Source organism: Flavobacterium sp. XN-5 (assembly GCF_008033395.2).
Classification (GTDB): Bacteria; Bacteroidota; Bacteroidia; order Flavobacteriales; family Flavobacteriaceae; genus Flavobacterium; species Flavobacterium hiemivividum.
This window is the reverse complement of the sequence record NZ_VOGZ02000001.1, coordinates 407726-431747: the sequence shown is the minus strand read 5'-3', so window position 1 is coordinate 431747 and position 24022 is coordinate 407726. Positions and strand designations below refer to the sequence as shown.

Sequence of the window (24022 nt, the reverse complement as noted above, 5' to 3'; positions counted from 1 at the left end):
GGCAAAAATACAACTTAATATGAGATGACTAAAGAGTAACGTCCTCAATTTTATTATTGAATTTCTTCGAAGAATCTTTATTGCTTACATAGCATATATAAAAAAAAGCGTTTCCGAAGAAACGCTTTTTTTGCATTATCAATTTGAACTATTCAAGTTCAAATGTCACTTTAAGGGTAGCTCTGTATTCTGAGATTTTACCGTCAGAAATAGCAGCGCTTTGATCTTTAATGTAGACCGACCTAATATTTTTCACTGACTTAGAAGCTTTAGCAATTGCTTTTTGTGCAGCGTCTTCCCAACTAACCTTTGAACTAGCAAGTAATTCAATAACTTTTAATACTGACATAATTTCTGTTTTTTAAGATGAACTTAAATTTAGTAATTATTTTCGAAAAAACACATTAAAGAAAGTAATAATATTGTTTAATGTCTATAAATTCAAGCGGTTAGGTTTTGTTTGGGCTGAAAGATTGCTTATGCATTAACCGCTTCTACTTGGATTTTCTCGTCATTCAGCATGCTTTTTAACATGTTTTCGATACCAGATTTTAAAGTAAAAGTCGAAGAAGGACAACCGCTACAAGCACCTTGAAGGATTACTTTCACAATTTTATCCTCTTCATTATAAGAATCAAAAACGATGTTTCCTCCATCGGCAGCAACCGCTGGTTTTACATATTCTTCCAGTATATTGATGATTTGTTGTGAAGTAACATCTAAATTGTCAAATTCCTGTGTTTTTGATTTTTCTTGTTTTTCTGCAGCAACAATAACGGATTCATCAAGTACTACACCTCCGTTTTCAATGAATTGTTTAATGAAACTTCTAAGTTCTAATGTAATTTCGTCCCAGTTGTTGATTTCGTATTTCGTTACAGAAATATAATTTTCGTCAATGAATATTTCTTTTACATAAGAAAATTTGAATAATTCTTTTGCTAATGGAGAGGCGGCAGTATCGTCAATGTTTTTAAATTCGATTGCGTTTTTCGTCAACATTCGACTTACAACAAACTTTAATGCAGCCGGATTAGGAGTTGTTTCCCCATAAACGGTGATTGGCTGTTTTTTAGTTTTATTTTCTTCGATAGTAATGATTGTTCCGCCATTGTCAACAAAACTGTTGATCTGTTCTGCTACGGCATCTTTAACATCTTCCCATTCCACAATATTGTATTTTTCTATCGCAATAAAATTTCCCGATATATATACTGTTTTTACAAACGGCAAATAAAATAATTGTTGAGCAAGAGGAGATGATTTTGCATCGTCTATATTTTTGAATTCAAAACTTTCATTTTGAGTGATAAAATCTTCAAATTCAAATTTAAGTATAGTTGGGTTTTGCGTTTCTTTTATGGTAACTTTTGTCATGATAAATATAAATTTTTACAAATTTACTAAAGTTATTTTCCACGATTAACTATATTTGATATAATAATGAAAAAATTAACTTAACTTTAATTATTCAATTGGCTTTATTTTAAAATTTTATTCAATAATATTTCAATGTATATAAAAATAAAATTATTAATCTGTTTTTTCTTTATTTCATCTTATGCTTTTTCACAAGAAGGAATAGCGGTGTATTCGGACTATTTGTCGGATAATTACTATTTGATTCATCCCTCAATGGCTGGTGCGGCTAATTGTTCTAAAATTAGACTAACAGCGCGCAAACAGTGGTTTGGTCAAGAGGATGCGCCTGAACTTCAAACCTTAAGTTTTAATGGAAGAGTTAGCGAAAAAGCGGGAGCTGGAATTATTCTTTTCAATGATAAGAATGGATATCATTCCCAAAAAGGAATTAAACTTACCTATGCCTATCATCTTATGTTTTCAAGGGACGAGATCGATTTGAATCAATTGTCATTTGGTATTAGTGGAGGTTTGATTCAAAGTCAATTAGACGAGACTAGTTTTTTACAATCTGGAGACTTTGATCCTATTATTGATGGAACGGTAGTGCAAAAGGATTCGTATTTCAATGTAGACATTGGAGCCTCATATAATTATTTAGATTTTTATGCACACGGTACTGTGAAGAACGCGATTGAGACTAGAAGAGATATTTATACGGAGTATGAAAGTGATAATTTAAGGAAATATTTATTGAGTGCCGGTTATGTTTTTGGAGATAGTGATAGAATTTTGTGGGAGCCTTCTGTTTTATTTCAGCTAGTCGAAAAAACCCAAGAGAAGTCAATCGATATAAACATGAAGGCGTATAAAAGCTTAGATTTTGGAACACTTTGGGGAGGGCTGTCTTATCGCAGAAGTTTTGATGGTGCACAATATACTGACGGGAATGGTGTTTCCAATCAAAAACTACAATACATTACCCCTATAGTGGGAGTAAACTTCAATAATTTTATGTTTGCATATACGTATTCACATCTTTCTGGAGCAGTTAAATTTGATAATGGTGGCTATCACCAGATTACCTTAGGGATCAATTTATTCTGCAAGCCTGTAAAATACGAATGTAAATGTCCTGCCATTAATTAAATCTAATTTATATAGTAAATGTTAATAAAATCTGTGAACGGAAAGTCGCCTCGTATACCCGAGGATTGTTATGTGGCTGAAAACGCAACTATTGTTGGTGATGTAAGTTTTGGAGAATCTTGTAGTGTTTGGTTTAATGCCGTTATTAGAGGAGATGTGAATTTTATTAAGATTGGGAATAAGGTAAATATTCAGGACGGTGCAGTGATTCATTGTACTTATAAAAAACACCCTACGGTTATTGGTAACAATGTGTCTATTGGTCACAACGCGATTGTACACGGTTGTGTAATTAACGATAATGTATTGATTGGAATGGGAGCAATAGTTATGGATAATTGTACTATTGAGAGTAATTCCATTGTGGCAGCAGGTGCTGTTGTAACTCAAAATACAACAGTCGAATCAGGTTCAATCTGGGCTGGAGTTCCTGCAAAGAAAGTGAAAGATATCGATCAATCTGATTTTGCAGGTGAAATAGAACGCATTTCTAATAACTACGTAATGTATTCTGGTTGGTTCAAAGAGGAGTAAGACTTTCGATTAAAAATCTCTTTCTATAACATCATATTTATTTTCTAAGATCTCCCTTAATACTGTTGGATCTGCATTTGTATAGAAAATAGGTTTGCCATTGTTTTCTGTTGTAAAACCCACCTTTTCTTTTAATAGATTTTGCGTTTGTTTTGCAACAGCTTGGCCTGAATCTATAATCTGAATATGGTGTGGAAGGATTGCTTTTATTTGTGGAATCAGATACGGATAATGGCTGCATCCCAATACCAGGTAATCGATATCGGCTTCAATCATAGGATTCAAGTACGAGTGAAGTAATTGTGTCATTTCAGCAGAATACATTTTCCCACTTTCGATAAGAGGTACTAATCCATGACCTATTTGATCAATAATTTTAGTGTTTTGAAACTGTTGTGCCGTTTTAGTAAAAAGCTCGCTGATAAGCGTTCCTTGTGTCGCTAGGATGCCTATCTTTTGTGTTTTTGAGTTTGTTGCAGCCGGTTTTATGGCCGGTTCTATACCAATAAAAGGAATATCATATTTAGCCCGTAATTCTCGAATCGCATTTGTGGTAGCTGTATTGCAGGCAACAACAATGAGCTTACAATTCATTTTAATGAGTAAGTCAGTATTTTTCATGCTCAAGGCAATAATCTCTTCTTTTGATTTTTGTCCATAAGGAGCGTTCTTGCTGTCTGCAAGGTATATGGTTTTTTCATTGGGAAGCAACTGATGGATCTCTTTCCAAATTGAAGTGCCGCCTATGCCTGAATCGAAAATGCCTATTGGTTGGTTGTTGTCCATCAAAACAAAGTTAAGTGGTATCGATTAATAATCCTAAGGAATTTATAGGGCAAAAAAATACCGCTCAATCCCGTGAAGGATGAGCGGTATTTTTTATACTGTCTTTTTTATTTCCTAGAAACCTAGGTCTTTTTTTACATCAGCAGTCAAGTTAGGACCGTCAGCAAGTAAAAGAGAAGAACCATCTAAAACGTATTGGAAACCTTTAGCTTTTCCAATTTTTTGGATTGAAGTTCTTACTTTTTCCATTAATGGTTTTACAATATCAGATTCTTTTTGTTGCAATTCTTTTTGAGCATTGTCTCTAAAGTCAACAATTCTTTTTTGCATATCCTGAACTTCTTTAGAACGATCTGCATTTATAGCTTCAGTAACTGTAGCAGACTCTGCTTCGTATTTTTTTAATTTTCCTTGGTATTCTTCAACCATTTTTTTGTAATCTCCATCATATGTTGCGCTTAATTTCTCTAATTGCTTTTGAGCATCTAGCATAGCAGGCATTTTAGCCATGATTTCACTTACATCAACATGTGCAGTTTTTGCTTGTGCATTAATAGTTTGATTTGCTCCGAAAATAAATAGTGCAGCAATTAATAAAGTTTTAATCTGTTTCATCGTTTTTAAAATATTAAGTAATTAGTTATTGTTTAGTTTTTAATTGTTCTTCTCTAGCCTTCTTTATTGAATCTCTTACTTGAAGGATTTTTACTCTTCGTTCTTCTACAGCTTTCTTGCGGTCTTCAATTACTTTCTTACGATCTTCCAGTATTTTGTTTCTCGCATCAAGTTGTTCTTGTTTTGCAATTTCAGCGGCTGTTTTTGCAGCTTCTTTGTTGTCGCCTACTATAGTGCTTTCTTTTACGTCTACTGTTTTAGATGTTTCAGAAACCGTGCCACTTTTTTTTGCTTCTCTATCCGAAAGCATTTTTTGTCGTCTTTCCTCAAAGTCTGCTTTCTTTTTTTCTTGAGCTAACTTTCGCCCGTCAAGTATCGAATCTCTTAGCGCTTTTTTGTCGTCCAGTATTTTTTGTCTTTCAGATAAGAAAGGATTGTCTGCAATTGCGTCTTCCTTACTTTGTTTCTCTTCTTGAGCTTCAAGTTGTTTTTTTGTCAACTGTTCTCTTTTGTCTGATCTGGTTAGTACTCGTAATACTTGGTCGCTTATGTCAAATCTTTTTGCAGAAAACAGCATCGTTAAATCGGAAGACTTGTCGAAAACAAAATCGTATTTTTGTGTTTCTGCAATGTCTTGAACGGCGGTGAATATCTGGTCCTGTATTGGTTTTACTAAAACAGCTTTTTGTATTATCAAATCACCATTTGCACCAAATCTTTTTTGCTGAAAGTCCAACATTTCATTTTCAAGGAACTTGATTTCTAACTCCCGTTCCTCTATCAACGCTTTTGTTAATAATGGCTTTTCAGCGGAAAGTGCTTCTTTTATTTTATTGATTTCGATTTTCTTCGTCTCAATTTCTTGTTTCCATTTCTGTGCTTTTTGCTCCAGTTGGACTGTTGCTTGGGCATAATTAGGAACATTTTCTAGAATATACTCCATGTCAATGTAGCCTATTTTTGTTCCTCTGGTTTGCGAGTGAGCTGTATTGAATACAACCACGGCTAAGAATAGTATTAGAAATTGTTTTCTCATAACTTAATGGTATTAGAAAATCGTTAATCAATTCTTTTTAAAATTGCTGCCCAATAATGAAATGGGTTTCCCATCCATTTGCTGTATTTTGCCCAGGTAGAGCATCAAACCCATGTCCAAAATCGATACCTAATAATCCAAATGCTGGCATGAATACGCGTAATCCAACTCCTGCTGAACGGTTTAATTCAAATGGGTTATAACTTTTAAAATCTGGAAATGACGAACCTGCTTCTAAAAATCCTAATGCATATATAGATGCAGATGATTTCAAGGTTATAGGATAACGTAACTCCATAGAGAATTTATTGTATACTGTTGCTCCAATTTGTTCTCCAACACTATTTATAGGCGTCAAGGAATTATTTGGGTAACCTCTCAATTGTATCGTTTCTCTACCGTCCATTGAGTAATTTGCTAATCCGTCTCCTCCTACATAAAATCTTTCAAATGGAACAGCTCCTCTTTCTTGATTGTATGCGCCTAAGAATCCAAATTCAGTTAACGTTCGTAGTACTAATTTACCATAAACTTTCGTATACCAATCTGCTTTGAACTTTATTTTGTAATATTCTAACCAATTAAATTTCTTTTGATCCACTAATGCTGGATCTGCAGCGGCATCTGCGAAGTTAAAAACTTTGTTTCCAGCAGCATCAATATAGTCACCAATTGCTACTGTATTTCCATTTGCATCAACTTGATTTGATCTATCAACAGTATTTTTTAATTTGTACTCTTCTTTATCACCTAAGGTAGCATAGTCAATTCCGTTTAAAAGGGAATAAGGAGGAGTTAATTTTGCTGAAATACTAAACTCCGAACCATAAGTTGGGAAGATAGGATTCACACCTTTATTACTTCTAGATAATCCAATAGTGTAAGCTAAGTTTCTTGAAGCTCCATTACCAAAGGTAAACAATCCAGTATTATAATTTTGCAAATCGTAATGTTGGTAACTTATAGATTGTGATAAAACAAAGAAATCATCTGGTACAGTTAATCTTTTAGCTAATCCAACCGACAGCGTCAAGATATTGAAACTTTTATCTTTGTCTACTCTTTGCGTTATATAATTGTTTAAAAATTGTTTACTGTAGGAGATAGAAGAACTAAATGAAACTGGTTTCTTTTGTCCAAACCATGGTTCAGAAAACGAAACGCTATAGGTTTGGAAATAAGTACTTGCCTGAAGTCTTAAAGATACTTTTTGTCCATCACCCATAGGTAAAGGTTTGTATGCCTCTTTATTAAATATATTTCTTGCCGAGAAATTGTTGAACGACAAGCCTAATGTACCAATGAAACCACCACCACCATAACCTCCTTGAAGCTCTATTTGGCTAGATCCTTTTTCAATAAGATTGTACTCAATATCTACAGTTCCTGCTGCTGCATCTACATTTTTAAATTTAGGATCGATTGCTTCAGGGTCGAAAAATCCTAATTGACCAATTTCACGAATGGTTCTAACTAGTAATTCTTTGTTGTATTTTTCTCCAGGCTTAGTTCTAAGTTCTCTGTAGATAACGCGGTCGTTAGTTTTGTCATTTCCTACAACAGTAATTTTATTGAAATAAGCTAAAGGTCCTTCGGTAACTCTTATTTCGAAATCAATCGTATCATTAACTGTTCGTACTTCAACAGCATTTATGTTTGAAAATAAATAACCGCTATTTTGATAAAGATTAGTAATGTCTTCTCCGTCTGGTTTTGAAGCATCAGCTATTCTTTTTTGTAGTAAAACACCGTTATAAGTCTCTCCTGTTTTAACTCCAATTATTTGATTTAATAATTGATCTGAGTAAACTGTATTTCCTAGGAATTTAATATTACCAAAATAGTATTTATTTCCTTCCTCAACATTTATCTTAATCGATAATGCATTTTTATCTTTAAGGTAAGTAATAGAATCAGAAATTATTCTTGCATCTCTATATCCTTTCTCTTTATAAGAAGCGATTACTTTTTCTAAGTCTGTTTTGTATTTTGCTTTTATAAATTTAGACGCTTTTAGTACGCGAAATACATTTTTTTCCTTGGTGTCTTTCATTGCTTTGCGCAATGTTTTGTCAGATATCTCTTTGTTACCTATAAAATCAATTTCAGCAATTTTCACCTTGTCTCCCTTGTCAATGTTCACAACCATGTTTACTTGGTTCACTGCAGAAGTATCTGGTACAACGTTGATATTTACTTTGGTGTTATAATATCCGTCTTTTTTGTATTTGTTTTCTATGTAGTTTTTTGTCGTAGTGATTAAGTTTTCATTTACGACTTTGCTCTTCGTTAGACCGTTATCTTTAATTAAAGCTTCTGTTTTGCTTTTCTTAACTCCAACAAACTTTACATTGTTTAATTTTGGTAGTTCCTTAATTTCCAGATCAAGATAGATACTGTCATTTTCGATTCTATTAATGTAAAATGAAATTTCATCAAAAAGTCCTAGTTTACCTAATTTTTTGATTGCGCTACTGATTTCTTCACCAGGAACTGTTATTTGCTGACCTTTTTCAAGACCTGCAAAGGTTATAACTGTTTGGTCGTTGAAACTAATTTTATTAGTAAGGACTACATCGGCTAATATGTATTTCTGACCTTGGTCGAAAGGAACTCTTTCTTGAGCTTTGACTTGTGAAAAACTTCCCAATATTAAAAGGGTAAGGACTGCTTTTATACTTTTATTCAACACTAAAAAATTATTTAATTTGTTCACTTGTTTTTCCAAATCTACGTTCTCTTTTTTGATAACTAATGATAGCCTCATATAAATTTTGTTCTTTAAAGTCTGGCCACAATACATCAGTAAAATATAATTCGGCATAGGCTATTTGCCATAGCAAAAAATTACTTATTCTATGCTCTCCACTTGTTCTTATTAATAAATCTACATCTGGTAAATTTTGCGTGTAAAGATGCTCATTTATAATTGAATCGTCAATACTGTCTATTGAAATTATATTATTTTTAACTTTATTACTGATGTTTTTTACAGCATTTACTAATTCTTCTCTAGATCCATAACTCAATGCTAATGTTAGAGTCATGTGAGTATTGTCTTTAGTTTTATGGATAACGTCAAGAAGCTCTTTTTGAGCTGATTGTGGTAATTGTTCAAGATTACCTATCGTGTTTAATTTGATGTTGTTTTCTAGAAGTGTTGGAAGTTCTTTTTTTAAAGATTTTATCAGGATCTTCATTAAAGTATCTACTTCTAGTTTCGGTCGGTTCCAGTTTTCTGTAGAAAAGGCGTAAAGCGTTAAGTTTTCTATGCCTAATTTAGCACAGGTTTTTATAATAATCTTTACAGACTTTGTTCCGCTCTCATGACCGAACGCTCTTAGGAAACCTTGTTGTTTTGCCCATCGTCCATTTCCATCCATTATAATGGCTAAATGTGAGGGTAAGTTATTTTTATTAATGTGTTCTAATAAATCCATTTTTTTATTCTGCGCAATAGCATGGTTTTTCTCCAAAGGTATAGGTTAAGGTTATCCCAGAAAAAACGTACCAGTCATTATTATTTATATTTCCAATATTTTGATTGTAACTCCCATCTATATTGTCAGTCAAGCTATACCTTGCGCCAGTTTCTAGCGCCAGTATAAAGCGGCGGCTTATGTTTGACTTGATCCCTATAGTCATTGGTATGGCAATTGATTTACTTCTTTCTGTTCTTCCACTTATAGTCGTTGGTGATGATGGTGTTGTTAAATCATAATCACTTATAAAATAGCTGAACCCAGAGTACACATAAGGTGTGATTTTACGGCCTAATTGATGAAGATTAAAGTCGAAAAAGTTGAATTCAAGGCCTAAAGATACTTCTTTTATGCTATTTTCAAAATGATAACCTCTTTGATTCCTGCTGGGTTCTCTTGAATCAAGATCATTTGAAGTGATTTTCGATTGGGTATAAGAAAAGCGATAAGAATGTCTCGGACTTTTATTCCATTTATATAATATTCCAAAAGCAGGCTCATTTGGAGCTATATAAGTTGTTGGTCCTATATCGCCTATATAGTTACTTCCTCCTAGGAAAACTCCAACTTCATGTATTTGTGAATACAGAGTCGTCGTTAAGAGTAAACATATAAATAAGCCAAAGGTTTTGTTCATTTAATTAAAAATTGCGTGCAAATATAATAATTATCGTTTCGAATCAATACCGATTGCTATAAATGTGTCCATTATTTAGATAATAGCCGCTATAATCGATAACGGATAGGGATTCGTTAATAGTGGAAACGAATAAATTAGATAGTATAGTATGCTTTGCGAGTAATAATAAATTAATTTCTTCTGTCCTCGCCCCACAATAATTTTGTACGAAGTGTTTTTAGAAATGTTTCGTTTGGAATCTCTACCATGTTTATTTCAAAGGGAGTTTTAGTGATAGTCAGTATGGATTCGTTTCTTACAGAGATGACTCTGGAATCTAGTGAAACTAAATAATACTCTTCTCGTCCTGAAACTTTTAATTTAACTTCAGTTTCGTCAGGAATAACTAGTGGTCTCGCATTCAGATTGTGAGGTGCAATGGGGGTGATAACTAGACCTTTTACATCTGGGGTAAAGATAGGGCCTCCACAACTTAGAGAATATCCCGTAGATCCTGTAGGTGTGGATACTATTAAGCCGTCGGCCCAATAGGAATTTAAATATTCACCATTAAGAAAGGTCTCAATGGTGATCATCGAAGTAGTGTCTTTCCGACTAACGGTAATTTCGTTCATAGCAAAATTGATGTCCTGAAGAGAGTCATTTACAGGGTCACAGGATAGACTCAACAACGTTCTTTTAGAAAGCGTGTATTTTTTATCAATTACAATTTGTAGAAACTCATCAATTTTTTCTTTTTGAACAGTTGCTAGAAAACCTAAACGACCGGCATTAATACCAAGAATAGGAATTCTAGAATTTCGTATTAAAGTGGCTGCTCTTAGCATGGTTCCGTCTCCTCCAATACTAATTAACATATCGAAACTTTGATCTAACTCTGTATGGGAAGAAAATGTGCTGTATTGTTCTTTTATGATTTTCTTTTCATATAGCATCTCTAGAAAAGAAGCTTCAATTACTAACTCTACTTTATTTTTAGTAAAAAAAATGAATATGTCTCTTATAATAGGTTCGGTACTATTTTGATAATATTGACCGTATATGGCTATTTTCATTATTTTATTTAATGGTTTGTTTGTAAAATCGTTTGTTCGTATAGCGGTCTATATTGGAAACTAAATAAACACTTACATATTAAGGTATTTGTCTAAATAGTCTGAGCGCTCTTTCAAAGTATTGATATAATCGTCTTCTTGGTGTTCTGATATTATTTCGTAATTATACCTTCTGAAGGTTTGGATTATTTCGTTAATAGCGCCTAAGCTAATTTTCATAGTTACTTCGATGCTATTTCCATCAGATTCAGAAATAAATAAGCCCAAGAGTTTTCCGTTATTGCTTTCTACAATTTGAGTAATCTGCCCCATAGAATAATCTACTATTCCTTTTTTTACCTTTAGTATAAGTCCGTGCTCTTTCAAAAATGGAGTTTGGTGGAAAAAACTCATTATATCGTCTAATTCATAATAGCCAACATAGCTGTTGTTTTCATCTAAAACGGGAATCAAGTTGGTATGGTTTTTTGCAAAAACCTCTAATACTTCAAGCCATATAGAATCTTTCCTAGTAAAAAAGGTTGCAAGAGTATATTTGTAGTCGATTACTTTTTTGTCACTGTCAAAAGTTTCAATATCTTCAGATGAGATACTGCCAATGTAGATTCCCTCTTCAACAACTGGAAAGTGTGAAAAAGTGATGTCATCAAAAAAGTCTTTAACAGAAGCAATAGTCTCCTGGCTGTCAATGGCTTTAAAATCAGTAGTTATGTAGTTTGTAATTTCCATCTTAACTAGATCCTTAATTTTTATGCAAAATAATCAAAAAAAGGCAAAAACTCCTACCTTTTACTTTGTATTTTTGTAGCAATTATATAGTTATATCACTATCAAAAAATATTCCAATGACAAAGTTAAGTGTAAATATCAATAAAATAGCTACTTTACGTAATGCACGCGGAGGAAATGTTCCTGATTTATTAAAAGTGGCCACCGATATTCAAAAATTTGGTGCACAAGGAATCACAATACATCCACGACCAGATGAGCGTCACATTCGTTATCAAGATGCACGTGATCTAAAATCTATTGTTTATACCGAATTCAATATCGAAGGAAACCCACAGCATAATTTTATTGATTTGGTTTTAGAATGCAAGCCAGAACAAGTGACTTTAGTTCCAGATGCAATTGGTGCTATAACCTCGTCCGCTGGCTGGGATACCGTAAAAAATCAAGCGTATTTGACTGAGATGATTCAAGAATTTCAACGCAATGGAATTCGTACCTCGATTTTTGTTGATCCGCAACTCGATATGATAGAAGGAGCAAAGGAAACAGGTACTGATCGCATCGAACTTTACACCGAAGCTTTTGCCCACCAATTTAGTTTAGGAAACAAAAGCGGAATAGATCCTTACGTAAAAGCGGCAATCTTAGCTAATGAATTCGGATTAGGAATCAATGCAGGACACGATTTAAGTCTGGAGAATATTCAGTTTTTCAGTCAAAATATTCCCGGTTTATTGGAGGTTTCAATTGGCCATGCCTTAATCGCAGAATCGCTTTACTTAGGTTTAGAGAATGTGGTTAATATGTATTTGCAAAAATTAAAATAAAATAATTAGGGCGTGCCCTCGTTGAAAAAAAAGAAAGTTTTTTTTTCAACGAGGTCGGGCTATGCGCTGCAATCTTTTTTTCTATTTCGCTATCGCTGCATAATAAAAAAGGGATTTTCGCTGCTATCCCTCACGCGCTCGTTAAAACGTACATTATGTTATATTCAAAAATAGAAGGTTCAGGAAAACCCCTTTTAATTCTTCACGGATTTCTGGGAATGTCAGACAACTGGAAAACACTAGGAGTGCAATTTGCAACCGAAGGTTTTGAAGTACATTTGTTAGATCTCCGCAATCACGGACGTAGTTTTCATTCTGAGGAATTCAGCTATGAATTGATGTCCCAGGATATTCTGGAGTATTGCAATGCTCATAAACTAACAAATGTCGATATGATTGGACATTCCATGGGCGGGAAAACGGCAATGCTTTTTGCAACGCAATATCCTGAAATGGTAGATAAACTTATAGTAGCTGATATTGGACCGAAGTTTTATCCGCAGCACCACCAGACTATTTTGGAAGGATTAAATGCTGTTGATTTTACTACAAAACCTAGTCGTAGTGAAGTCGAAGCAATTTTAGAAGAATACATTACTGATTTTGGAACCAGACAGTTTTTAATGAAAAGCTTGTATTGGCAAGAGCCAGGACAATTGGCCTTTCGTTTTAACCTGGTTGTTTTTAATGAAAAAATGGAAGAAATAGGAGTAGCGCTGCCAGCCACCGCAGCATTTGAAAAACCAACTCTTTTTATCCGTGGCGGAAACTCGAATTATATCTTAGATAGTGATTTTGAAAATATTCAAACACACTTTCCACTTGCTACGGTAGAAACTATCCCAAATACAGGACATTGGCTTCATGCCGAAAACCCAGCTCTATTTCATGAGTTGGCCATTTCTTTTTTTAGGGAAATTAATTAATTAAAAAAAGTAGTACTTTTAGTAAAAAATATAAAATATAAATCATGAAATTAATCATCAAAATTCTTATTACATCAGCTTTAGTATTGCTTATCGCAAACTTTATGTCAGGAGTTCATGTGGCAGGTTTTACCACCGCTTTAATTGTAGCAATTGTTCTTGGGTTACTTAATATATTTATCAAACCTATTTTAGTTATTTTAACCTTTCCAATAACGATAGTAACTTTAGGCCTGTTTTTATTAGCGATAAATGCGATTATCATTTTATTATGTGACGGTATCGTAGGAGGATTTAGTGTAGATTCATTCTGGACGGCACTGTTTTTCAGTATTATATTATCGATATTACAGTCCATTATGTACAAAATATTAGGAGAGGACAAGTAAGAATATTCATAAAAATTTAGTAGCGCTGCGTTTATTTTAACAAATCTTTAGCGAGGCGCTATTATGATTTTTAGTACTTTTGACCCCTATTAAAAAAGAAAATGAAAAAATTCCACATCTTATTAATCGTTTTGTTTGGCTTCCTTTTGATGCCAAATACAACTTTTGCATGTGGAAATTCAGATTCAAGTTCCTGTGGTATGGAAATGTCTTCGAAGACTAAAAAGAAAGATTGCTGCGAGAAGGATTCTCATTCTAAAAGTAGCAAACACATTAGTTGTAACGGGAAATGCGGACATGCTTTATGCAGCAGTTCATCAGTAAATACAGCAATAGACTCGGTTTTTCAATTCGAAATTCAGAGTTCTAATTTTAATTTTTCGACTGAAAAGCAAAAATTCAATCATTTGACATCCTTCACATCTGCTGGATATTCTTCCATTTGGCTTATTCCTAAAATAGGCTAAATTCTATTTTTGACAGCCACTACTCTGTCAAATTCAAAGCAAAACTTGCTTTAAAATCATTTATTTATCGGCTATTACTTGATGTTATTCAGAGCTTATATGCTTTCGTTTATCTATTGATTTAGCGCACTCACATTTAAATTATTATACTATGTACTCAATAAAAAAAATATTGATGGCAATAACGCTATTGTTATCAGCCGCAGCGGTTACTGCGCAAATGAAGAATTCTAATACAAATTCTGTAAAAATATACGGAAACTGCGGTATGTGCGAAACCAAGATTGAAAAGGCAGGAAATATAAAGAATGTCGCTTCGGTGGATTGGAATAAAGACACCAAAATGGCTACACTTAATTACGATTCATCAAAAACTTCAGAGGATGAAATCTTAAAACGTATTGCTTTAGCAGGTTATGACAGTGAAAAGTTCCTTGCTCCAGACTCTGTTTATGATGAATTACACGGTTGTTGTCAATATGATAGAGAAGCAAAAACTACTACAGCTGCAGATGCGAAAGTGGAAGCGTCCACAATGGATCATCACGCAAATCATTCAGCAAGCTCAAAAGAGGTTGCTGTAGAAAACGATCAATTGAAAGAGGTTTTTGATACCTACTTCGCACTAAAAGATGCATTGGTGAAAACCGAAGGTCCAACAGCCTCAGCAAAGTCAAAAGAATTGCTTATGTCTCTTAATACCGTAGAAATGGATAAACTCGCTATGGACGTTCATATGGTTTGGATGAAAGTAATGAAAGATTTAAAAGCTGATGCTAAGTCTATTTCTGAAACTCAAGACATCAAGAAACAAAGAGTGCTTTTTATGTCTTTGTCAAAAAACATGTATGATTTAATAAAAGTGGCTAAATATGAAGCTGCTGTTTATTATCAATTTTGTCCTATGGCAAACGGTGGTAAAGGTGCCAATTGGTTGAGCAAGGAAAATGCAGTTAAAAATCCATATTACGGTTCTCAAATGATGACTTGTGGTAAAACGGTCGAAACAATAGAGAAATAATCCATTGAACCCTTTTTAAAATAAAAGAGTAATGATAGACTTTAAAAATATAATTCTGGCTTGCAGTCTAGTATTTGTGTTGTCAACTGCCAGTGCACAAGTAAAGTTAGGAGATACTTTTCCTAATATCACACTTGAAAATAATAATAATGTAAAAGTGAATCTTGAGTCGTTCAAGGGGAAAACGGTTTTAGTTGATTTCTGGGCTTCTTGGTGTGGACCTTGTAGATTAGCCAATAGGAAATTGGTAAAAGTCTATGAAACTTATAAAGACCAGAGCTTTGAAATTGTAGGGATATCGCTTGATACAGATAAAACAAAATGGATAAATGCCATTGCCAAAGATAAGATGAAGCACCAGCAATTAATAGATTCCAAAGGTTTTGATGCTGCTTCGGCAGTAACTTTTGGGGTAGAAGAATTGCCTGCAGCTTATCTTTTTAATAACGAAGGAATACTAATTGCGATTAATCCGACCGAGGAAGAAATTATCGCTCAAATAAATAAATAAACAGATGAAAATACTAAATATAAAATTCATAGCAATAGCACTTTTAACTTTAATGACAAGTGGAAATGCCTTTTCTCAGATCTCTAAAGTCGAAATAATTGCAACAGGACTAACTTGTTCGATGTGCTCGAATGCGATAAACAAACAGTTAAAAGCAATGGAAGTTGTAGAAAGTGTAAGTACTGATTTGAATACGAACACTTTTACGGTTCATTTCAAGAATAATAATTCAGTACAGCCTATTGTGTTAAAAAATGCAGTTGAAAAAGCTGGATTTTTCGTAGGATCTATGGTGTTGACAATGCCATTTGATAATGTTAAAGCACAAGATAATGCCGTTGTTAAACAGGATGAAGCTACATTTGTTTTCATTGATACTAAAGCTCAAGTTTTATCTGGTGAAATTAAGGTTAAGATCTTAGACGAAGGTTTTGTTACCCAAAAAGAGTATAAAAAATTAGTAAAATCGTATTCGAAATATCCAACTTATGTAGATGGATCTGATAGTAACTATCATATTAAAACATTATAAGATGAGGTATTTAGGTATTGTTTTCTTGGCGCTGATTTCGTTTCAAATTAGTGCTCAAGAACTTTTTGTAGTTACGGAACCCGCGAGTAATGTTCCAGCGGGTTCTATTGGAGTTCGTGTTGGACAATCTCTATTGAAAAAAGAAATCGGTAGCGGTTCTCTTTATAATTTGTCGCCTGAGTTAACTTGGGGAGTCAATAAAAATTTGATGGTGCGTGCTTCTGCTTTTTTAAACAATAGCAGTAATGAATTGAAAGGGGAAGGCGCTGGTGTATATGCTAAATACCGTTTTTTCTCAGTAGATGATTTGCAAAGCCATTTTCGTATGGCAGCTTTTGGGCGATACAGTTGGGCTAATTTGCCAATGCAGCAAGAAGCAATTGATTTGTCTGGCGGGAACTCAGGTTATGAAGTGGGTGTGGTTGCTACGCAATTAATAAAAAAAGTAGCTCTTAGTACTTCTGTTAGTTACAACGGAATAACTGATAATAAAGAAGATTATGAATTTCCAGAATTACGAAGCAATAGTGGATTCAATTACACTTTTTCTATTGGGAAATTAATGTATCCCAAACGATACACCAGCTTCAAGCAAACCAATATTAATACGATGTTGGAATTTGTAGGGCAAACATTGACTGATAGTGGAAAGTCTTATTTAGATGTTGTGCCTTCAGTACAATTTATCATCAACAGCCAAGCAAGAATTGATGTGGCTTACAAAAAAGAACTGTATAACTCGATGCTTCGTACTGCCTCAGATGGCTTTTATTTGAAATTGGAATATACTTTTTTTAATGTTGGTAATTAGAAATATCGAGCAAATTGAATTAAATTTATAAAATAGGTTGGATTAAGAATAGCATTCGAATAATTAAAATAAAAAAATAAAAAAAATGAAAAATATAATACTTTCGTCAATCGCATTTGTGTTTCTATTTACCGCTTGTAATCAGAAAAATAAAGAAGTTGAAAACCTCAATTCTGAAATTGTAGCACCAGCTGTGGAAACTCCAAGTATAGATGTTAATGACATTAAGCCGGAAATAGAAATAAAAAAAGCGGCTTCTTCCTCTTTTAGTATAAATGGAGTAGTAAACGAGTATTTGAGTTTGAAGAATGCACTTGTAAACGATGATTCGAAAGCGGCAGCCCTTGCAGCTGAAAAATTAGTTGTAACTTTAAGCGATTTGAATTCCAGTTCTTTAGACTCAAAAGGTAAAAACAACTTTGATGGTATTGCGGCAGAAATGATCAAAGATCTAAAACACATTAGTGGTAACGCAGGGAAAATGGATCATCAAAGAGAATATTTTGCATTGCTTAGTAAAGAAGTGACAGATTTAGTAAAAAACTTTGGAACAGATCGAAAATTATATAAGGATTATTGTCCAATGTATGATGGCGGGAAAAGCGGTTACTGGATTAGCGAAACCAAAGAAATTAAAAATCCATATTATGGTTCTGAAATGCTAAGTTGCGGCGGGATAGTGGAAACTTTAAAATAGTATTTTGAAATTACACATAAAAAACATGGTTTGTAACCGATGTATAATGGTCGTGAAGTCTGAACTGGAAAAGTTTGGACTTCATACTATAACATTAAAACTGGGGGAAATAGAAATAGTTGAAGATTTAAACAAAGAAAAAATAGTAGATCTAAACATAAAATTATTGAATCTCGGTTTCTTAATCATCGACGACAAAAAAAGTCAAATAGTAGAGAAAGTAAAGAACCTGATTGTTGAATTGGTACATTTTAAAGACAATCGCTTCAAAACGAATTTGTCGGATTATATTGTAGCAGCCATTGGCCTCGATTACAGCTATATTAGTAATTTATTTTCGCAACAGGAACGCAACACAATCGAACATTATTATATTCTTCAAAAGATTGAAAGAGTCAAAGAGCTGCTTGTGTATAATGAACTAAGTTTGAATGAAATTGCATTTCAGCTCCATTACAGCAGTGCTTCTCATTTGAGCAAGCAATTTAAAAAAGTCACAGCTATGACTCCTACTTTTTTTAAAAACAGCGAAGAACAGAAACGTCTGTCTCTTGAAAATCTATAAATGATACATAACACAACCATAATTGTATAAGAGTCTTAGTCGTTTATAATGGTAATTTTGGATTAATAATTTAAGATACTAAATAATGAAACATAACTATACTATTACTGGAATGTCTTGCAATGGTTGTAGAACTAAAGTTGAAAAAACCTTGAATGCTTTGGAAGGTGTTGAGGCTGTCGTCACATTAGATCCGCCTATGGCTACTATTACCATGCAAAAGCCTATCCAAACAACTCATTTTCAAGAGGTGCTTGCGACTTCAGGGAATTATTCGATAAAGGTTTTTAATCCAAATGATGTACTGTTACCAACAGAAAAAGTTGTTGTAGCTCCGCCAAAAAATGCAGCAGGAAAATATTATTGTCCCATGCATTGCGAAGGTGATAAAGTATATGACAAAGCGGGTGACTGTCCCGTTTGTGGAATGGACCTCGTAAAAGCACCTGATTTAATTCCGACGAAAACTATGTTTACTTGCCCGATGCATCCTGAAATAATCGAGGAAGGTCCCGGCTCTTGTCCCATATGCGGAATGGATTTAGTGCCAATGGAACCTAGCGAAAGCGAAGAAGACAAGTCGTATCTTGCTCTAGTAAGCAAAATGAAAATTGCAATACTTTTTACGGTACCTATTTTTATCATTGCAATGTCAGATATGATTCCGAATAATCCACTACTTAAAATAATGGATACTTCGAGTTGGAATTGGATGCAATTTGCCTTGTCACTTCCAGTAGTTTTTTATGCTACTTGGATGTTTTTTTTACGTGCCTGGAAGTCCATTATCTCATGGAACTTAAATATGTTTACCTTAATAGGTATTGGTGCTGGAGTTGCTTTTTTGTTTAGCCTATTTGGTTTATTTTTTCCGGAGCTTTTTCCAAATGAATTTAAAACACATACAGGAGCGGTTCACCTTTATTTTGAAGCAACCACGGTAATACTAACTTTGGTTTTACTGGGTCAGCTATTAGAAGCGAGGGCGCACAGCAGAACTAGTGGAGCGATAAAAGAATTACTGAAATTAGCACCTACAGAAGCAACTTTAGTTAGCGATGGAGTGGATAAGGTGATTTCTGTTCATGATATTAAACAAGACGATTTGTTGCGTGTGAAACCTGGTGAGAAAATTCCTGTTGATGGGAAAATTACTGATGGGGAAACAACTATAGACGAATCAATGATTTCTGGAGAGCCAATTCCTGTCGACAAAAAAATTGATGATTCCGTTATTGCAGGAACGATAAATGGAAATAAATCTTTTGTGATGATTGCAGAGAAAGTGGGTTCAGATACCTTACTTTCTCAAATTGTTCAAATGGTAAATTCTGCCAGCCGTTCGAGAGCACCTATTCAAAAACTAGCGGACAGAATTGCGAAGTATTTTGTACCCATTGTAGTAATCACGTCGATAATAACATTTTTTGTTTGGGCAACTTTTGGTCCAGAGCCGGCAATGGTTTACGGGTTCATCAATGCCATCGCAGTACTTATTATTGCTTGTCCGTGTGCATTAGGTTTAGCTACGCCAATGTCTGTGATGGTAGGTGTTGGGAAAGGAGCGCAATCAGGAGTTTTGATAAAAAACGCTGAGGCATTGGAAAACATGAACAAAGTAAATGTTTTAATAACTGATAAAACAGGAACCATAACTGAAGGAAAACCTTCTGTTGAAAAAGTATATTCTAGTCAAAACAACGAGGATATGCTGTTGCAAAAAATTGCTTCGTTAAATCAGTATAGCGAACACCCATTAGCGGAAGCCGTCGTCCATTTTGCAAAAGCAAAAGAAACGGTGCTTTCTGAGGTAAAAGACTTTGAAGCTATAACAGGAAAAGGAGTCGTTGGAACGGTAGATAATACAAAAGTAGCTCTAGGAAATAAGAGTCTGATGGAACAAGTTGGAGCTTTGATTGACGCAGAAATTGATACTAAAGTAGTAGTCGAACAGAAACTTGGGAAAACAGTTTCATATATTTCGGTGGACAATACTGTTTTAGGATATGTTACGATTACCGATGCTATAAAACCAACGAGTGTTGCTGCCATTGCTGCTTTAATGAGTCAAGGCGTTGAAGTTATCATGTTAACTGGCGACAATGAAAATACGGCAAGAGCAGTTGCGCAAGAGTTGAACTTAACTTCGTTTATAGCGGGTTGTTCGCCTGAGGATAAACTAAAAGAAATTAAAAAATTACAACACCAAGGCAAAATTGTAGCCATGGCAGGGGACGGAATTAACGATGCTCCAGCTTTGGCGCAAGCCGATATTGGAATTGCAATGGGAACAGGAACTGATGTAGCAATTGAAAGCGCTAAAATAACATTAGTAAAAGGAGATTTACAAGGGATTGTAAAAGCTAAAAAATTGAGTCATGCGGTGATGAAAAACATCAATCAAAATTTATTTTTCGCGTTCTTCTATAATGTACTTGGAATTCCAATTGCAGCTGGGGTTTTATATCCTTTTTTCGGACTATTACTTTCGCCAATGATCGCTGCCTTAGCAATGAGTTTTAGCTCAGTTTCTGTTATAGCAAATGCATTACGACTGCGAAATTTAAAACTGTAATAAAATGTGATCGTAAAGTAGTTCACTGTTATTATTAATCTTTGAAAATAACATTATGGATAATACAGGACATGAAGGAATGCATATGGATGCCTACTCATTTATGGGGATGCATTGGTTTTGGTGAGGCTCGATAGTGATTTTTGCTCTTATAATTTTAGTATCGGCTCATTTTTATAGAAAAAGAAAATAATTAATTATAGAAAATAATGGACATAAGAATATTTATTATTGCCTTGCTACTGAGTTTTTCGGTAAACGCACAAAAGGTGGTTCGCTATGATTTGTATGTAAAAGACACCATTGTGAATTTTGCAGGAAAAGATAAAAGAGCAATCGCTGTAAACGGTCAGATTCCTATGCCAACCCTTACTTTTACTGAGGGGGATATTGCTGAAATCTATGTGCATAACGAGATGGAGGAAGGAACTTCTTTGCATTGGCATGGTTTGTATTTGCCTAATAAGGAAGATGGTGTTCCTTTTTTAACCCAGATGCCTATCGCGCCTCATACAACTCACAAATATAGTTTTCCTATTATACAAAACGGAACACATTGGTATCACAGTCACTCGGGAATGCAAGAACAAATAGGGATGTACGGTGCAATGATTTTAAAGAAAAAAGTGGATGATCCTACCTTTAGAAAAGGAATCGATGATTTACCTGAAATCCCTGTCGTTTTAAGCGAATGGACTAATTATAACCCTAATAATGTACACCGGATGTTACATAATGCGTCCGATTGGTTTGCAATAAAGAAAGGGACGACTCAGAGTTATGCCGAAGCACTAAAAAGCGGGCATTTTAAAACGAAATTTAATAATGAGTGGAAGCGCATGCTGGCGATGGATGTTAGTGATGTGTATTACGATAAGTTTTTGATAAATGGAAAAAATGAAAGTCAGCTGTCACAATTTAAGGGAGGCGATAAGGTGCGTTTACGTATTTCTAATGCGGGAGCTTCGTCTTATTTTTGGTTGACTTATGCCGGTGGAAAAATTACAGTTGTCGCTAATGACGGGAATGATGTGGAACCAGTTCAGGTAGATCGATTGATTATTGGAGTTTCTGAAACTTATGACGTTGTGGTTACTATCCCAGAAGCAAATACTTCATATGAATTTTTAGCTACACCTGAAGACCGCACTAAATCTACTTCGTTATACATAGGAAGCGGAATTAAACAGCTAATCGCTCCATTACCAAAATTAAATTATTTCGCTGGCATGAAAATGATGAACGACATGATGAACATGGATGGCAGCATGAATGATATGGGTATGAAAATGAGCCTTCAAAAAATGGATATGAACACGGTTATGTATCCTGAAATTACTCGTGATAAAGAGAAAAGAGGAAAGAAAAAAGAGAAAAGCGGGAAAGTAGATCAAGTTTCCAATAAAATGGATATGGATGATAAAATGGACCATTCGATGCATGGTATGGATTCAGGGTCTCAAGATATCACTACATTGAACTATGGAATGCTAAAATCGCCAACAGTAACTACACTTCCTAAAGATGCTCCTGTGAGAGAACTGCGTTTTGAGTTAACGGGAAATATGAATAGGTATTTATGGAGCATGGATAATAGAGTACTTTCGGAATCAGATAAAATTCTTATCAAAAAAGGAGAGAATGTACGAATTGTATTGACGAATAATTCCATGATGCGTCACCCAATGCACTTGCACGGACATGATTTTAGAGTATTGAATGGTCAAGGGGAATTTGCTCCTTTAAAAAACGTTCTGGATATCATGCCAATGGAAACAGATACCATCGAATTTAATGCAAATGTTGATGGAGATTGGTTCTTTCACTGTCATATTTTGTACCACATGATGGCAGGAATGAACAGGGTGTTTAGTGTCGAAAATTCGGAGCCAAATCCATTATTACCTAATAAAGAATGGGCCTATAAAAAGTTACAACAGGAGAGCAACGGACTACATGTTATGGCCGAGAATGATTTTGCTACCAATGGAAATGATGGGCAAGCGATGGTGCAAAATGCTAGATGGAGTTTTGGTACTGAATGGCGCTTAGGTTATCATGATGATCATGGATATGAAGTTGAAACACATATAGGGAGATACATTGGTAGAAACCAATGGTTGATGCCGTTTATAGGTTTTGACTGGCGTTATCGAAAGTTTGGAATGAATGAAATAGAGAAAAACGTCTTTGGACAATCAAATACTAAGGACAATAGAGCGGTTATGAGTTTAGGGGTTAATTATACCTTGCCACTTTTAGTAATTGCTCAGGCAGAAGTTTTTCATGATGGTAACGTTCGTTTTCAGTTGATGCGAGAAGATATCCCAGTTTCTAAACGACTGCGTGCGGCACTTATGGTTAATACTGACAAAGAATACATGGCAGGTTTAAAATACATAGTAGGGAAAAACTTGGGGATAACTACGCATTACGATAGTGATATGGGAGTTGGTTTTGGAGTGAATGTAAATTATTAAAAAAAAAATCATTAACATTTTTCTCTAAATATTAAAATGCTCTAAAAAGAAACATCCTTTTCGGTTTCTGTGTGAGCAGCAGGAATAAAGTTTTCCAAAAGGATGTAATCTAATTGCAGAAATGATGATGTACTGAAATACAAGTAATATCTACTTGTTTATTAATTGGTTAAGATTTTTAAATATCCTAACTTAGTTCTGTTTTAATAGTATTTCAAGCAAAAAAAATATTGTAAAAAACGTTATTTTAAAATTAAAATCATGGAACATAATAACTCACACTCAAAGAGTAATCCTTATGCTAAATTTGCCGTAATAATGGCAGTTTCATTTGTCATCATGTACTTCATCATGTTTTTAAATTTAGAAGCATTCAGTCATGTTTATAATAGTTTAACCCGTTTCTATATGACTACTTTAATGATTGCAGCAATGGCAATCACGATGCTGTTATTCATGTGGAAAATGTATCCAAATCGTAGAATTAATCTAGGGATAATTGCCTTTGCTGCCATCTCTTTTTTTGGGACACTGTATTTATTAAGAACGCAAACTTTTGTTGGGGATGTTCAGTATATGAAAGCTATGATTCCGCATCATTCTTCGGCAATTATGACCAGTAGTAATGTGGACTTTAAAGACCCAGAAGCCAAAAAATTAGCCGAAGATATTATTGCTGCTCAAGAACGGGAAATTAAGCAAATGAATGAAATGATTGTTCGTTTACAAAATAAAGAATAAGAGTGAGATTTTTTACTATTTCGATGCTATTAGGGTAAGATGAAATTGCAGCTGATATGCATAAAAAAAATCTAATGCTATAGTAAAAC

25 protein-coding genes are annotated in these 24022 nt (G+C 34.2%); 15 read left to right on the top strand and 10 right to left on the bottom strand.

The window, feature by feature from the left end; translation table 11 throughout:
• Nucleotides 1–148: 148 nt before the first annotated feature.
• Together FQU23_RS01945 and FQU23_RS01940 are read right to left on the bottom strand one after the other, a co-directional pair.
• A complete protein-coding gene (locus FQU23_RS01945) occupies nt 149–349 on the bottom strand; it encodes a dodecin family protein (protein ID WP_132108627.1) in 201 nt (66 codons plus the stop codon).
• A gap of 128 nt (nt 350–477) precedes the next feature.
• The gene (locus FQU23_RS01940) at nt 478–1377 is read right to left on the bottom strand and encodes a NifU family protein (protein WP_147672359.1); all 900 of its coding nucleotides are present in this window, start codon (nt 1375–1377) and stop codon (nt 478–480) included.
• 135 nt (nt 1378–1512) lie between these two features.
• On the opposite strand from FQU23_RS01940, the gene FQU23_RS01935 reads away from it, so the two are divergent.
• Both FQU23_RS01935 and FQU23_RS01930 read left to right on the top strand, forming a co-directional pair.
• Entirely contained in the window at nt 1513–2511 is a 999-nt protein-coding gene (locus FQU23_RS01935; protein WP_147672358.1) for a type IX secretion system membrane protein PorP/SprF, read from the top strand.
• 18 nt (nt 2512–2529) lie between these two features.
• Nucleotides 2530–3045: a gamma carbonic anhydrase family protein gene (locus FQU23_RS01930; RefSeq protein WP_132108621.1), complete on the top strand. Its 516-nt coding sequence runs from the start codon at nt 2530–2532 to the stop codon at nt 3043–3045.
• 9 nt (nt 3046–3054) lie between these two features.
• Here FQU23_RS01930 and murI read toward each other — a convergent pair whose 3' ends face one another.
• The 8 genes from murI to FQU23_RS01890 all read right to left on the bottom strand — a co-directional run bounded on the left by murI (nt 3055) and on the right by FQU23_RS01890 (nt 11388).
• The gene (gene murI / locus FQU23_RS01925) at nt 3055–3831 is read right to left on the bottom strand and encodes a glutamate racemase (RefSeq protein ID WP_147672357.1); all 777 of its coding nucleotides are present in this window, start codon (nt 3829–3831) and stop codon (nt 3055–3057) included.
• A 114-nt stretch (nt 3832–3945) separates the two neighbouring features.
• On the bottom strand, nt 3946–4446 hold the full coding sequence (locus FQU23_RS01920; RefSeq protein WP_132108617.1) for an OmpH family outer membrane protein: 501 nt from the start codon (nt 4444–4446) through the stop codon (nt 3946–3948).
• Nucleotides 4447–4471: 25 nt separating this feature from the next.
• On the bottom strand, nt 4472–5482 hold the full coding sequence (locus FQU23_RS01915) for an OmpH family outer membrane protein (protein WP_147672356.1): 1011 nt from the start codon (nt 5480–5482) through the stop codon (nt 4472–4474).
• Nucleotides 5483–5519: 37 nt separating this feature from the next.
• Entirely contained in the window at nt 5520–8249 is a 2730-nt protein-coding gene (locus FQU23_RS01910) for an outer membrane protein assembly factor (protein WP_147672355.1), read from the bottom strand.
• Complete coding sequence (locus FQU23_RS01905) at nt 8182–8922, bottom strand: isoprenyl transferase (RefSeq protein ID WP_132108611.1); 741 nt, start codon at nt 8920–8922, stop codon at nt 8182–8184. The genes FQU23_RS01910 and FQU23_RS01905 overlap by 68 nt, the downstream gene beginning before the upstream one ends.
• 4 nt (nt 8923–8926) lie before the next feature.
• Nucleotides 8927–9601, bottom strand: a complete 675-nt coding sequence (locus FQU23_RS01900; RefSeq protein WP_147672354.1) for a DUF6089 family protein — start codon at nt 9599–9601, stop codon at nt 8927–8929.
• Between the two features lie 173 nt (nt 9602–9774).
• Nucleotides 9775–10659 (bottom strand): NAD kinase, encoded by an 885-nt coding sequence (locus tag FQU23_RS01895; protein WP_147672353.1) that lies wholly within the window; start codon nt 10657–10659, stop codon nt 9775–9777.
• A gap of 72 nt (nt 10660–10731) precedes the next feature.
• Nucleotides 10732–11388 carry a CBS domain-containing protein gene (locus tag FQU23_RS01890; RefSeq protein WP_132108605.1) on the bottom strand — a complete coding sequence of 219 codons (657 nt, stop codon included), beginning with the start codon at nt 11386–11388 and terminating at the stop codon, nt 10732–10734.
• A gap of 116 nt (nt 11389–11504) precedes the next feature.
• Here FQU23_RS01890 and FQU23_RS01885 point away from each other — a divergent pair, with 116 nt between their 5' ends.
• The 13 genes from FQU23_RS01885 (at nt 11505) to FQU23_RS01825 (ending at nt 23933) form a co-directional block, all read left to right on the top strand.
• The gene (locus FQU23_RS01885; protein WP_147672352.1) at nt 11505–12218 is read left to right on the top strand and encodes a pyridoxine 5'-phosphate synthase; all 714 of its coding nucleotides are present in this window, start codon (nt 11505–11507) and stop codon (nt 12216–12218) included.
• 155 nt (nt 12219–12373) lie between these two features.
• Nucleotides 12374–13144, top strand: coding sequence for an alpha/beta fold hydrolase (locus FQU23_RS01880; protein ID WP_147672351.1), 771 nt, complete (start codon nt 12374–12376; stop codon nt 13142–13144).
• Between the two features lie 44 nt (nt 13145–13188).
• The gene (locus FQU23_RS01875) at nt 13189–13533 is read left to right on the top strand and encodes a phage holin family protein (protein WP_132108599.1); all 345 of its coding nucleotides are present in this window, start codon (nt 13189–13191) and stop codon (nt 13531–13533) included.
• 101 nt (nt 13534–13634) lie between these two features.
• Nucleotides 13635–14000: a hypothetical protein gene (locus FQU23_RS01870; RefSeq protein WP_147672350.1), complete on the top strand. Its 366-nt coding sequence runs from the start codon at nt 13635–13637 to the stop codon at nt 13998–14000.
• A gap of 175 nt (nt 14001–14175) precedes the next feature.
• Nucleotides 14176–15021: a DUF3347 domain-containing protein gene (locus FQU23_RS01865; RefSeq protein ID WP_410503902.1), complete on the top strand. Its 846-nt coding sequence runs from the start codon at nt 14176–14178 to the stop codon at nt 15019–15021.
• A 31-nt stretch (nt 15022–15052) separates the two neighbouring features.
• Nucleotides 15053–15532, top strand: coding sequence for a TlpA family protein disulfide reductase (locus FQU23_RS01860; protein ID WP_147672348.1), 480 nt, complete (start codon nt 15053–15055; stop codon nt 15530–15532).
• A gap of 4 nt (nt 15533–15536) precedes the next feature.
• Complete coding sequence (locus tag FQU23_RS01855; RefSeq protein WP_147672347.1) at nt 15537–16064, top strand: heavy-metal-associated domain-containing protein; 528 nt, start codon at nt 15537–15539, stop codon at nt 16062–16064.
• Between the two features lies 1 nt (nt 16065).
• Nucleotides 16066–16875 (top strand): hypothetical protein, encoded by an 810-nt coding sequence (locus FQU23_RS01850; RefSeq protein WP_147672346.1) that lies wholly within the window; start codon nt 16066–16068, stop codon nt 16873–16875.
• 85 nt (nt 16876–16960) lie between these two features.
• Nucleotides 16961–17572, top strand: coding sequence for a DUF3347 domain-containing protein (locus FQU23_RS01845; RefSeq protein WP_147672345.1), 612 nt, complete (start codon nt 16961–16963; stop codon nt 17570–17572).
• Nucleotide 17573: 1 nt separating this feature from the next.
• Nucleotides 17574–18137, top strand: a complete 564-nt coding sequence (locus FQU23_RS01840) for a helix-turn-helix domain-containing protein (RefSeq protein WP_147672344.1) — start codon at nt 17574–17576, stop codon at nt 18135–18137.
• Between the two features lie 85 nt (nt 18138–18222).
• Nucleotides 18223–20712, top strand: coding sequence for a heavy metal translocating P-type ATPase (locus tag FQU23_RS01835; RefSeq protein ID WP_147672343.1), 2490 nt, complete (start codon nt 18223–18225; stop codon nt 20710–20712).
• A 209-nt stretch (nt 20713–20921) separates the two neighbouring features.
• On the top strand, nt 20922–23192 hold the full coding sequence (locus FQU23_RS01830) for a multicopper oxidase family protein (protein WP_147672342.1): 2271 nt from the start codon (nt 20922–20924) through the stop codon (nt 23190–23192).
• Between the two features lie 261 nt (nt 23193–23453).
• Nucleotides 23454–23933 (top strand): DUF305 domain-containing protein, encoded by a 480-nt coding sequence (locus tag FQU23_RS01825; protein ID WP_147672341.1) that lies wholly within the window; start codon nt 23454–23456, stop codon nt 23931–23933.
• Nucleotides 23934–24022 lie beyond the last annotated feature (89 nt).

What these genes read in the sequence shown, in the direction of transcription:
- FQU23_RS01945 (WP_132108627.1), bottom strand. Translation starts at nt 349, where the DNA reads ATGTCAGTATTAAAAGTTATTGAATTACTTGCTAGTTCAAAGGTTAGT.
- FQU23_RS01940 (WP_147672359.1), bottom strand. Translation starts at nt 1,377, where the DNA reads ATGACAAAAGTTACCATAAAAGAAACGCAAAACCCAACTATACTTAAA.
- FQU23_RS01935 (WP_147672358.1), top strand. Translation starts at nt 1,513, where the DNA reads ATGTATATAAAAATAAAATTATTAATCTGTTTTTTCTTTATTTCATCT.
- FQU23_RS01930 (WP_132108621.1), top strand. Translation starts at nt 2,530, where the DNA reads ATGTTAATAAAATCTGTGAACGGAAAGTCGCCTCGTATACCCGAGGAT.
- murI (WP_147672357.1), bottom strand. Translation starts at nt 3,831, where the DNA reads ATGGACAACAACCAACCAATAGGCATTTTCGATTCAGGCATAGGCGGC.
- FQU23_RS01920 (WP_132108617.1), bottom strand. Translation starts at nt 4,446, where the DNA reads ATGAAACAGATTAAAACTTTATTAATTGCTGCACTATTTATTTTCGGA.
- FQU23_RS01915 (WP_147672356.1), bottom strand. Translation starts at nt 5,482, where the DNA reads ATGAGAAAACAATTTCTAATACTATTCTTAGCCGTGGTTGTATTCAAT.
- FQU23_RS01910 (WP_147672355.1), bottom strand. Translation starts at nt 8,249, where the DNA reads ATGAGGCTATCATTAGTTATCAAAAAAGAGAACGTAGATTTGGAAAAA.
- FQU23_RS01905 (WP_132108611.1), bottom strand. Translation starts at nt 8,922, where the DNA reads ATGGATTTATTAGAACACATTAATAAAAATAACTTACCCTCACATTTA.
- FQU23_RS01900 (WP_147672354.1), bottom strand. Translation starts at nt 9,601, where the DNA reads ATGAACAAAACCTTTGGCTTATTTATATGTTTACTCTTAACGACGACT.
- FQU23_RS01895 (WP_147672353.1), bottom strand. Translation starts at nt 10,659, where the DNA reads ATGAAAATAGCCATATACGGTCAATATTATCAAAATAGTACCGAACCT.
- FQU23_RS01890 (WP_132108605.1), bottom strand. Translation starts at nt 11,388, where the DNA reads ATGGAAATTACAAACTACATAACTACTGATTTTAAAGCCATTGACAGC.
- FQU23_RS01885 (WP_147672352.1), top strand. Translation starts at nt 11,505, where the DNA reads ATGACAAAGTTAAGTGTAAATATCAATAAAATAGCTACTTTACGTAAT.
- FQU23_RS01880 (WP_147672351.1), top strand. Translation starts at nt 12,374, where the DNA reads ATGTTATATTCAAAAATAGAAGGTTCAGGAAAACCCCTTTTAATTCTT.
- FQU23_RS01875 (WP_132108599.1), top strand. Translation starts at nt 13,189, where the DNA reads ATGAAATTAATCATCAAAATTCTTATTACATCAGCTTTAGTATTGCTT.
- FQU23_RS01870 (WP_147672350.1), top strand. Translation starts at nt 13,635, where the DNA reads ATGAAAAAATTCCACATCTTATTAATCGTTTTGTTTGGCTTCCTTTTG.
- FQU23_RS01865 (WP_410503902.1), top strand. Translation starts at nt 14,176, where the DNA reads ATGGCAATAACGCTATTGTTATCAGCCGCAGCGGTTACTGCGCAAATG.
- FQU23_RS01860 (WP_147672348.1), top strand. Translation starts at nt 15,053, where the DNA reads ATGATAGACTTTAAAAATATAATTCTGGCTTGCAGTCTAGTATTTGTG.
- FQU23_RS01855 (WP_147672347.1), top strand. Translation starts at nt 15,537, where the DNA reads ATGAAAATACTAAATATAAAATTCATAGCAATAGCACTTTTAACTTTA.
- FQU23_RS01850 (WP_147672346.1), top strand. Translation starts at nt 16,066, where the DNA reads ATGAGGTATTTAGGTATTGTTTTCTTGGCGCTGATTTCGTTTCAAATT.
- FQU23_RS01845 (WP_147672345.1), top strand. Translation starts at nt 16,961, where the DNA reads ATGAAAAATATAATACTTTCGTCAATCGCATTTGTGTTTCTATTTACC.
- FQU23_RS01835 (WP_147672343.1), top strand. Translation starts at nt 18,223, where the DNA reads ATGAAACATAACTATACTATTACTGGAATGTCTTGCAATGGTTGTAGA.
- FQU23_RS01830 (WP_147672342.1), top strand. Translation starts at nt 20,922, where the DNA reads ATGGACATAAGAATATTTATTATTGCCTTGCTACTGAGTTTTTCGGTA.
- FQU23_RS01825 (WP_147672341.1), top strand. Translation starts at nt 23,454, where the DNA reads ATGGAACATAATAACTCACACTCAAAGAGTAATCCTTATGCTAAATTT.